The sequence below is a fragment of the Streptomyces sp. NPDC054840 genome, assembly GCF_053611065.1.
Genome location: NZ_JBSGZP010000243.1, coordinates 1 through 9,751, shown reverse-complemented (window position 1 = coordinate 9,751; position 9,751 = coordinate 1). Strand labels below are relative to the sequence as shown.

At 73.2% G+C, this 9,751-nt stretch carries 10 protein-coding genes; 2 read left to right on the top strand and 8 right to left on the bottom strand.

Going from position 1 to position 9,751, the window contains the following annotated elements:
- Nucleotides 1-34: 34 nt before the first annotated feature.
- From ACWGIU_RS18825 to ACWGIU_RS18805, 5 genes are all read right to left on the bottom strand, one after another.
- The gene (locus tag ACWGIU_RS18825) at nucleotides 35-733 is read right to left on the bottom strand and encodes a DUF4191 domain-containing protein (protein ID WP_453707183.1); all 699 of its coding nucleotides are present in this window, start codon (nucleotides 731-733) and stop codon (nucleotides 35-37) included.
- 10 nt (nucleotides 734-743) lie between these two features.
- Nucleotides 744-941, bottom strand: a complete 198-nt coding sequence (locus tag ACWGIU_RS18820; protein ID WP_453707185.1) for an SCO2195 family GlnR-regulated protein — start codon at nucleotides 939-941, stop codon at nucleotides 744-746.
- A gap of 257 nt (nucleotides 942-1,198) precedes the next feature.
- On the bottom strand, nucleotides 1,199-2,146 hold the full coding sequence (gene lipA / locus ACWGIU_RS18815) for a lipoyl synthase (RefSeq protein WP_351162895.1): 948 nt from the start codon (nucleotides 2,144-2,146) through the stop codon (nucleotides 1,199-1,201).
- 108 nt (nucleotides 2,147-2,254) lie between these two features.
- Nucleotides 2,255-3,055, bottom strand: a complete 801-nt coding sequence (lipB, locus tag ACWGIU_RS18810) for a lipoyl(octanoyl) transferase LipB (RefSeq protein WP_453707181.1) — start codon at nucleotides 3,053-3,055, stop codon at nucleotides 2,255-2,257.
- Nucleotides 3,056-3,131: 76 nt separating this feature from the next.
- Nucleotides 3,132-3,464, bottom strand: coding sequence for a hypothetical protein (locus ACWGIU_RS18805; protein ID WP_453707179.1), 333 nt, complete (start codon nucleotides 3,462-3,464; stop codon nucleotides 3,132-3,134).
- Nucleotides 3,465-3,636: 172 nt separating this feature from the next.
- Here ACWGIU_RS18805 and ACWGIU_RS18800 point away from each other — a divergent pair, with 172 nt between their 5' ends.
- Nucleotides 3,637-5,076: a regulator gene (locus ACWGIU_RS18800; protein ID WP_453707177.1), complete on the top strand. Its 1,440-nt coding sequence runs from the start codon at nucleotides 3,637-3,639 to the stop codon at nucleotides 5,074-5,076.
- A gap of 67 nt (nucleotides 5,077-5,143) precedes the next feature.
- Here ACWGIU_RS18800 and ACWGIU_RS18795 read toward each other — a convergent pair whose 3' ends face one another.
- From ACWGIU_RS18795 to ACWGIU_RS18785, 3 genes are all read right to left on the bottom strand, one after another.
- A complete protein-coding gene (locus ACWGIU_RS18795) occupies nucleotides 5,144-6,415 on the bottom strand; it encodes an NAD(P)/FAD-dependent oxidoreductase (protein WP_453707175.1) in 1,272 nt (423 codons plus the stop codon).
- Between the two features lie 156 nt (nucleotides 6,416-6,571).
- Nucleotides 6,572-7,459 (bottom strand): TIGR01777 family oxidoreductase, encoded by an 888-nt coding sequence (locus ACWGIU_RS18790; RefSeq protein WP_453707173.1) that lies wholly within the window; start codon nucleotides 7,457-7,459, stop codon nucleotides 6,572-6,574.
- A 173-nt stretch (nucleotides 7,460-7,632) separates the two neighbouring features.
- Entirely contained in the window at nucleotides 7,633-8,388 is a 756-nt protein-coding gene (locus ACWGIU_RS18785) for a VIT1/CCC1 transporter family protein (protein ID WP_453707171.1), read from the bottom strand.
- 89 nt (nucleotides 8,389-8,477) lie between these two features.
- Between ACWGIU_RS18785 and ACWGIU_RS18780 the strand changes: the two genes are divergently transcribed.
- A complete protein-coding gene (locus ACWGIU_RS18780) occupies nucleotides 8,478-9,572 on the top strand; it encodes a PP2C family protein-serine/threonine phosphatase (protein WP_453707169.1) in 1,095 nt (364 codons plus the stop codon).
- Nucleotides 9,573-9,751: the final 179 nt, after the last annotated feature.

Genomic DNA, 9,751 nt, shown 5'->3' with positions numbered 1-9,751 from the left:
CCCCTGTGTCGTATACGAAAATCAGGTGACCTGGTCAGCGCATCTTTCCGCCGCGCGGCATCTTCATGCCCTTCGGCATGGGGCCCTTCGGCAGCGGCATGTTGCTCATGAGATCACCCATGGCGCGCAGCTTGTCGTTGACCTCGGTGATCTGCGGGCCGGCCAGCACGCGCGGCAGCTTGAGCAGGGTGGTGCGCACCTTCTTGAGCGGCACCTCGCCCTCACCGGTACCCACGATGAAGTCGTGCACCGGCACGTCCGGCATGATCCGGGCCAGCTTCTTCTTCTCGTTCCCGAGGAGCGGCTTCACGCGGTTCGGGTTGCCTTCGGCGATCAGGACGACACCGGCCTTGCCGACGGCACGGTGGACGATGTCCTGCTGCCGGGTCATCGCGACGGCGGGGGTGGTCGTCCAGCCCCGTCCCACGTTGTCCAGCACGGCCGCGGCCGCTCCCGGCTGGCCTTCCATCTGCCCGAAGGCGGCCCGCTCGGCCCGTCGCCCGAAGACGATCGCCATCGCGAGGAACGCCACCAGGAATCCCAGGATGCCCAGATAGAGCTCGTGCCCGACCAGGAAACCGATCGCGAGAAAGACACCGAAGGTGACGATGCCCACGCCTGCGACGATCAGACCGACCTTCGGGTCCGCCTTGCGCGTCATCTTGTACGTCAGGGCGATCTGCTTCAGTCGCCCGGGGTTCGCAGCAGTCTCTGCGTTTGACTTCCTCGCCATACAGCGAAGTTTACGTGGCCTGCGGGGTCCGGGTAGCCGCGGCCTCAAGTACGTGTTCGGTTTCGACTCGGTCCTTGGCCCTCTTGCGGTCCTCCAGGACCGCCGTCCAGGCGTTGCGGCGGGCCCCGCTCATCAGCAGGGACTCCATGCCCCGGAAGGCGTCGGAGAGGGTCGGGATGGCAATGGCGCGTACGGGCGCGGCCTGCATGATGTCGATCCCTTTCACGATGCTCGCGTCGGCGTGATGCGAGCGGTGTGTGCGGTGCGTGGACCAAGCGTCACTGACTGGTGTTACCAGGGCATGACCGGTCGGTCAAATGTGATGTACACGTTGCAAACGCTGACGCGGCCCGCCGGACTCTTCCTCAGGAAAGAGCCTAGGGGCCGCGTCGATGCGGTGTTACCCACTAGTAACGCTTTGTGCGCGACTTCACACGCTCGGCGCGCGGACGATCACCCGGATGGTCAGACCGACGCGCGCTTCTCCATGGCCTGCTGGTACAGACGGCCCGCGCGGTACGAGGACCGGACCAGCGGACCGGACATCACTCCGGAGTAGCCGATCTCCTCGGCCTCCTTGGCCAGCTCCACGAACTCGGCCGGCTTCACCCAGCGCTCGACGGGGTGGTGCCGCGGCGAGGGCCGCAGGTACTGGGTGATGGTGATGAGCTCGCAGCCGGCCTCGTGCAGGTCCTTCAGGGCCTGCGAGACCTCCTCGCGCTCCTCGCCCATGCCGAGGATCAGGTTCGACTTCGTCACCAGGCCGTAGGCGCGGGCCTTGGTGATCACGTCGAGCGAACGCTCGTAGCGGAAGCCGGGGCGGATCCGCTTGAAGATCCGCGGCACCGTCTCGACGTTGTGCGCGAAGACCTCGGGGCGGGAGGCGAAGACCTCCTCCAGCAGCTCCGGGACCGCGTTGAAGTCGGGGGCCAGCAGCTCGACCTTGGTGTGACCGGACTCGCGGCCCGCCGTCTGCTGGTGGATCTGGCGCACGGTCTCCGCGTACAGCCAGGCGCCGCCGTCGGCCAGGTCGTCGCGCGCGACGCCCGTGATGGTGGCGTAGTTCAGGTCCATCGTGACCACGGACTCGCCGACGCGCCGCGGCTCGTCACGGTCCAGCGCCTCCGGCTTGCCCGTGTCGATCTGGCAGAAGTCACAACGCCGGGTGCACTGGTCACCACCGATGAGGAAGGTGGCCTCGCGGTCCTCCCAGCATTCGTAGATGTTCGGACAACCGGCTTCCTGGCACACCGTGTGCAGTCCTTCGCCCTTCACCAGGGCCTGCATCTTGGTGTACTCGGGACCCATCTTCGCCCGGGTCTTGATCCACTCGGGCTTGCGCTCGATGGGGGTCTGGGCGTTACGGACCTCCAGGCGCAGCATCTTGCGTCCGTCGGGTGCGACTGCGGACACGACCGGCTCCCTGTGACTTCGATTGTTCGGCGCCCACCAGGGTACGCCCGTAATTTCATACGCTCTTACGTCGGCCAACCTGCGGGCGGCCGGTCTCATTCCCAGGGGCTAGGAGCCCACGGCCGGCTCTGTCTCGCGGGGCTTCAGCTCCGCGTGCTCCAGTACGTCCCTCAGGTGCCGTTCGGCCACCGGGAGTACCTCGGCGATGGTGATCTCCCTGCCCAGTTCGTACGAGAGCGAGGTCACACCGGCGTCCCGGATCCCGCAGGGGATGATCCTGTCGAACCAGGTGCTGTCCGGGTTCACGTTGATCGCGAAGCCGTGCATCGTGACGCCCTTGGCGACCCGGATGCCGATGGCGGCGAGCTTGCGGTCCTCGCGGCGCTGGCCGGCGTTGGACGGGGCGTACTCGGGGCCGTTCAGCCGCGCGTCGAACTCCTCGTCGTGCAGCCGGGGGTCGAACTCCAGCGAGAGGCCGCCGATCCTCGGGCGCTCCTCGACGGGATCGCCCAGGACCCACACGCCGGAGCGGCCCTCGACGCGGGTGGTCTCCAGGCCGAACTCGGCGGCCGTGCGGATCAGGGCCTCTTCGAGGCGGCGGACGTGGGCGACCACGTCCACCGGTCGGGGCAGCTTCATGATCGGGTAGCCGACCAGCTGGCCCGGGCCGTGCCAGGTGATCTTGCCGCCGCGGTCCACGTCCACGACGGGGGTGCCGTCGAGCGGGCGCTCACTGGGGTCGGTGCGCCGGCCCGCCGTGTAGACCGGCAGGTGCTCAAGGAGCAGGCAGGTGTCCTCGATCTCGTCCGCGAAGCGGGCCGCGTGCACCCTGCGCTGCTCTTCCCAGGCCAGGGTGTACTCGACGGATTCCGGTCCGAAGCCCAGATGGACAAACCCCAGCTCAGCCACCGCAGCGCCTCCTCATTGAACCTGCTGTGTGCACGTACCTCACTGAGCAAGAGTACGGCGGCCCGCGTGAGCCCCTTCAGGACCCCGGCACGGGCTCCGGCACGGGCTCCGCCGCGTTCTCGGACACCGGCTCCGGCTCCGGCTCCGGAGGGGGCCCCGGCAGCTGCTTGGGCCGCCGTCGTCCCTTCGGCGGCCGGTCCGGGTCCTCGTCCGCGCGCGGCAGCCGCCGGTGGCCCTCCGAGTGGTCGTTGACCCAGCCGCACACCCCGCACGCGTACCGGCCGTCGAGCCCCGCGATGTAGGTGCCGCAGCGCCGGCACTCCGCCTCGGTCAGTTCGGGCGGGGGCAGCGGGGCGGTGGATTCGGTTCGCTCCTCGGGGAGGTGCGCCCTGTGGGGCCGAGGGGTCATGGCCCGCAGCGTACGCGGGCGGAGGGGGCCGGTCCGTAAAGGCCTCTACGCATTCTGCACACGATCGGATGAATGTGGGGCAGAGAGGACGGCATCGACGGAGTTCGCCGCTACATTCACGCCGTTCAAGGGCCGGGACTCCGGTCCGTCACGTCAGGAGACCGTGGAGCCGATGACGGAACGACCTGCCCAGCGCGTCCCCAACCGGCAGCTCGCGGCGCTGATCGCGGAAGCCGGGTTCTCCCATGCCGGTCTCGCCCGCCGCGTCGACCAGCTCGGCCTGGAGCACGGTCTCGATCTGCGGTACGACAAGACCTCCGTGACCCGGTGGCTGCGCGGGCAGCAGCCCCGCGGCACCACCCCGGCTCTGATCGCCGAGGTCTTCACCCGCCGCCTCGGACGCCGCCTCTCGGCCCAGGACCTGGGCCTGGACGCCTGCGCGCCCGTGTACGCCGGGCTGGAGTTCGCGGCCACCCCGGAGGAGGCCGTGGACATCGCGAGCGGGCTGTGGCGCAAGGACTCCGGCTCGCACGCCGAGCTCCGGAAGATCGCCTTCACCCCGGCCGGGCTGGTCGTGCCCAGCCGGGACTGGCTGATCGGGCGGGCCGACGAACGGGTCGGCCGGGGCGCGGAACCCGCCACGGCCCGCGTGCCGCTGCAGGGGCGGGCCTCGGTGCCCCGGCAGCGACAGATCGACCGCGGCCCCGGGCAGCGCGTGACGAGCGGGGACATCGCGGCGCTGAGATCGGTGAGCGAGCTGTTCCGGACCCTGGACCAGGCCTACGGCGGCGGGCACGCCCGGCAGGCCCTGGTGCGCTACCTGGAGCACGAGGCCGAGCCGATGCTCCGCGGGACCTACGGGGAGACCACCGGGCGGCGCCTCTTCTCGGCCGCCGCAGATCTGACCCGGCTCGCGGGCTGGACCTCGTACGACATCGCCGCGCACGGGCTGGCCCAGCGCTACTTCGTGCAGGCGCTGCGGCTGGCGCAGGCGGCCGCGGACCGCCCGTACGGCTCGTACGTGCTGGTCACCATGAGCCGGCAGGCGGTCTACCTCGGCCACGGCCGCGAGGCCGTGCAGTTGGCCCGGGTGGCCCAGCAGGGCGTCGGCTCCGGCCCGCCGCCCGTGGTGCAGGCGCTGCTCCACTCGGCGGAGGCGCGCGGACACGCGGTCCTCGGCGAGGTCCGCGCGTCGACCGCCTCCCTGGTGCGGGCCGAGCGCGCGCTGGGCGCGGCCCGGCCGGGGGACGACGTACCGCACTGGGCCCGGTTCTACGACGAGGCGCAGTTGGCGGACGAGTTCGGGCACTGCCACCGGGACCTCCAGCAGTACCGGGCCTCGGCGCAGCACGCGGAGCGGTCCCTGCAGCTGAGGGCGCCGGGGTACGCCCGGTCCCGACTGTTCTGCCGGGTGGTGCTGGCCACGGCCCGGCTGGGGCTGGGCGAGCTGGACCAGGCGTGCGCACTGGGCGCGGAGGCGGCGCAGCAGGCGATGGAGATGCGGTCGGTGCGGGCGGTGGAGTACGTACGGGACTTCGAGCGGCGGCTGGAGCCGTACCGGGACGCCTCGGCCGTGCGGACCTACCGGGACCGGGTGGCGGCCTTGTCGTGACCCAGCGGGCCGTGCCCGGAACGCCGGCGAGGCGGGAGCAGGGCCCCGCCGGCGTCGTCAGGTGTTCTCAGGCCGCCACCGGAAGTGCGGGCTCCGGGGCGACCGGGAGCGGGATTCCGAAGTCGCGCAGGACGGCGCCGGCGGCGCGGCGCGCCGAGTGCAGGGCTCCCTGAACGGTGTTCGTGTCGCGGTGGTCGCCGCACACGTACAGCCCGGCCAGTACCCGTACGGGACGCCGCAGGTCGTGCGGCGGGGGCATCGCGGGGACGGCCTCCGGGGTGTGGTGGACGGCCAGCAGCTCCCACTCGCGGGTGGGGGTGTCGTAGAGGCGGGCCAGCCGCGAGGCGACCGTCCGCGCGGGCGGTGGCGGGCCGAGCACGGTGGTGGTGACCAGACTCCGGCCGGCCGGGGCCCGGGTCGGGTCGACCGCGCTCATGACGGCCGTGTGGGAGACGGGCCAGTTGGGGTCCCCGTCCAGGAGCAGCGAGCCGTCCCGGGACAGGGGTGCGGAGGTGGCGTGGTGCAGGACGGTGACCTCGTGGAAGGCGGGCACGCGCAGGCCGGGCAGGAGCTCGGCGGCGGCGCGGGCCCCGGTGGCCAGGAGGACGGAACGGCAGCGGAAGTCGCCGTGCTCCTCGGTGGTGACCAGGTTGGTGGCCACCGACCGGACCCGGACCCCGGTCCTTACGGTGCCGGGCGGCAGTGCGGCGGCGAGCAGGTCGGGCAGGGCCGCCGCGCCGCCCTCGGGTACGGCGAGACGGCCGCGGGCGAAGGTGCGCAGGGCGAGGTCGGCGACCCGGCTGGAGGTGGTGAGTTCCGGGTCGCGCAGCAGGGTGGCGAGCAGCGGGCGGAGTGCCCCGTTCAGGGTGCGTGTCGGCAGCCCGCGGGAGCGCAGGGCGGCGTGCGCGGTGCGTTCGGGACGGGCGAGGAGTTTCTCCTCCGGCAGGGTGGCGAGACGGCCGAGGGCGGCGCTGATCCGGGCCTGGTCGAGGGAGCGGCTGGCCAGGGCCCGCGCCGGGGTGAGGACCCCGACCCGTAGCTGTTTTCCGTCGGTGTGGACGAGGACGCCCGGTGTGAAGGGGCGCAGGGTCAGGGCCCGCAGGCCCGGGGTGCGTTCGAGTTCCGTGTACGAGGTGTTGAGCAGTTGGCCGATCCTGTCGAGCCGGAACCCGTCGGCGGACTCCGTGGCCATCCGCCCGCCGGGGTCGTCCGCGGCTTCCAGGACGGTGACCGTGACTCCGGCTGCGATCAGGTGCTGCGCTGCCGCGAGTCCTGAGACTCCGGCTCCTACGATGACGACGTCCGCATGGTGTGCGGCATGGTGTGCGCTGCTGAGCACGTGCCCCTCCCCGAGGTCGGCGCGGCTGTGTGGGGATCCTCCTTCCCCCAACCGGTTAAAGGGGAACCCGAGTTCGGCGGGGTATTGCGGTCAACTCCGGTCGCACAGCGGTCGCATATGGGTCACGAATGGTCGCACGGTGGTCGCACGCGGATCTCAGAGCGCGGCGCGGATCGCCTGCTCGATACCGGGGTCGCGGAAGACGAAGCCGGACCCCAGCAGCCGCGCGGGCCGTGCCCGATGACTGCCCAGCACATCCTCGGAGAACTCCCCCAGCACGACGCGCAGGGCCGTGGCCGGTACCGGCAGCAGCGCGGGCCGGCGCAGCACCCGGGCCATGGCCTCGGTGACCTGGCGGTTGGTCAGCGGCTCCGGGGCGGTCAGGTTGACCGGGCCGGACAGGCCCGGGGTGTCGATGATGTGCCGCAGGGCCGCGACCTCGTCGCGGAGGGAGATGTACGACCAGTACTGGCGACCGCTGCCGAGCCTGCCGCCGACGCCGGCGCGGAAGATCGGGAACATCCGCCCCCAGGCCCCGCCCTCGCGGGCGACGACCAGGCCGGTGCGGGCGAACACGGTCCGGATCCCGGCCTCCCGGGCGGGGGCGGCCGCCGCCTCCCACTCCACGCAGACCGAGGGCAGGAAGCCCTGCCCGGCGGGGGCGTCCTCGTCGACGGCCCGGTCGCCGGTGTCCCCGTAGTAGCCGACGGCCGAACCGCTGACCAGGACGGCGGGCGGCTCGTCGAGGGCGGCAAGGGCGTGCGCGAGCGCGGCGGTGCCGAGCACCCGGCTGTCGCGGATCTCCCTCTTGTACGCGGCCGTCCACCGGTGGTCCCCGACCCCTGCGCCGGCCAGATGCACCACGGCCCCGCAGCCGGCCGGCCCGGCGGGGTCCACGTACCCGCGCGCCGGATCCCACCGCACCTCGTCCGCCCCGACGGGCTCCCGCCGCACGAACCGCACGACCTCGTGCCCGTCCGCCCTCAGGGACCGCACGAGTGCACTTCCGATGAGCCCGGTCGACCCCGTGACAGCGATCCGCATGCCCCCATCCTGCCGGGTCGCCGCGCGAGCTCGGCCGGTTCAGGGGGCGCGTCGTCGCCCTTCGCCGGACGCACGTGCCCTGGCGGGCGTCACACGGCGCTCCGCGCCCCCGCCTCGAAGGCCGGCGGGGCTGAAACATCCGGCCCGCGCGGGGGGCCGGGGTGGAGTCCCGGTCAGGCGGCCGTACCCAGCCAGGTGCCCACCGCGTAGGTGACGCCCATGGCCAGCGCGCCCCCGGCGACGTTCCGCAGCACCGCCCGCCCCACCGGCGCTCCGCCCAGCCGCGCGCTGATCACCCCGCACAGCGTCAGCGCCACCAGCACCGCCACCACCGTCACCGGCACCCGCTCGGAGGGCCCCGGCAGGATGATCGCCAGCAGCGGCAGCAGCGCGCCCACGGTGAAGGCGATGAGGCTGGCGAAGGCCGCGTGCCACGGGTCGGCCAGCTCGTCGGGGTTGATCCCGAGCTCCACCCGGGCGTGGGCCCGCAACGCGTCCCGCTGCGTCAGCTGTTCGGCGGCCTCCCGTGCCACGTCCCGGCTGAGCCCCCGCTCGGCGAGCAGGTCGGTCAGTTCGTCGAGCTCCGCCTCCGGCTCCGCCGCCAGTTCCCAGCGCTCCAGGTCCAGCGCGGCCCGCTCGGAGTCCCTCTGCGAGCTGACGGAGACGTACTCCCCCGCCGCCATCGACAGCGAGCCCGCCAGCAGCCCGGCGACGCCCGCCGCCAGGATCGCCGAGCGCGAGGTGGTGGCCCCGGCCATACCGACCACCAGGCCCGCGGTGGAGATGATGCCGTCGTTGGCGCCGAGCACACCCGCGCGCAGCCAGTTGAGCCGTGTGCTGATCTCCGCGCTCTGCGAGCCGCCGCGCTCGCCGTGCGCCTCGATGTGCGCCTTGCCGGGCCGCTCGCCCGCGCCTTCGCCTGCCGTCACGCCCCCACTGTGGCGGCCCGGCGCGTACGGAGCCACCCGGCGGACCGGTCCGGGGTGCGCGCGCCCGGCCCCCGTACCAGGGTGGAGGGGTGAGACGCGGACGTCAGGAGCCAGGATGGCTGCGCGGCGAGCCGCCGCCGCGCTGGGCCCGGATCGCGCCCGCGGTGGCCCTTGTCGGGCTGGTCCTCGCACAGGCGCTCACCCCCGGCGATGTGGAGCTCGGCTATTTCCTGGCGGGCCTGCCCCCGGTGGCCGCCTTCGCGTACGGGGCGGCCGGGACCGCGGTCTTCGCCGCCGTCGTCCTGCTGCTGCTGGGCGTGCACGAGCTCGGCGTCGCCCATGCGCGGGGCACGGATCTGGCCACGGTGGCCGTCGTCGGCGTGCTCAGCGTAGTGATCGCCTGGGTTCGCCAGCGGCGGGACGCGCAGTTGGTCAGCGTGCGGACGGTGGCGGAGGCAGCCCAGCTCGCGGTCCTCCCTCCGGTGCCGGAACGGGTGGGCCCGGTGCGCTGCTCGGGTCTGTACCGGGCGGCGCAGCGCGGAACGCTGGTCGGCGGCGACCTGTACGACGTACGGGCCGGGCCGTACGGGGTACGGGCCCTGGTGGGGGACGTACAGGGGCACGGGCTGGCGGCGGTCGCCACCGTGGGGGCGCTGCTCGGCGCCTTCCGCGAGGCCGTGATCGACGACGCCGGGCTGGGGGCGGTCGCGGCCCGGCTGGACCGGCGGCTGGTGACGGACGCGGCGGCCTCCTCGATCGAGCACCCGGAGCTGTTCGCCACGGCCGTGCTGCTGGAGTTCCCGCCCGGGCAGGATGTCGTACGGATCGTGTCGTGCGGGCATCCGGCGGCCCTGCGGGTCCGCGGACCGGTGGTGGAGGAGGTGACCGTGGACCCGGGGCCACCCCTGGGCCTAGGGCTCGCCGGCCCGAGCCCGCCGGGGGTGACGGAGCTGGCGGTGCGGCCCGGGGACCAGCTGCTGCTGCACACCGACGGCGTGACGGAGGCCCGCGACGCGACGGGGCACTTCTACCCGCTGGCCGCCCGCGTGCCCGTACTGGCGCGGGACCCGGGGGGCTTGGTCGGGGCGGTGTGGCGGGACCTCTGGTCCTTCACGAACGGCGGCCCGAACGACGACGTGGCCCTGCTGCTGCTGTCCCTGGACGGCCGGGAACCGACGGTGTAGGCCGTACCCGGCGGCCCGGGGTCACACCCGGCCGGCCGTGCCGGGCGGCAGCAGGGTGGTGAGGGGATCCTCGCCGTGGTGGACGTCGTGCGCGAGCGCGTCCCCGTAAGCGGGGATTCGCTGCCGGAACCCGCTTCGAGGGGGACTGCCGGGTCGGGCCCCGACCGGCCGTGCTCGGC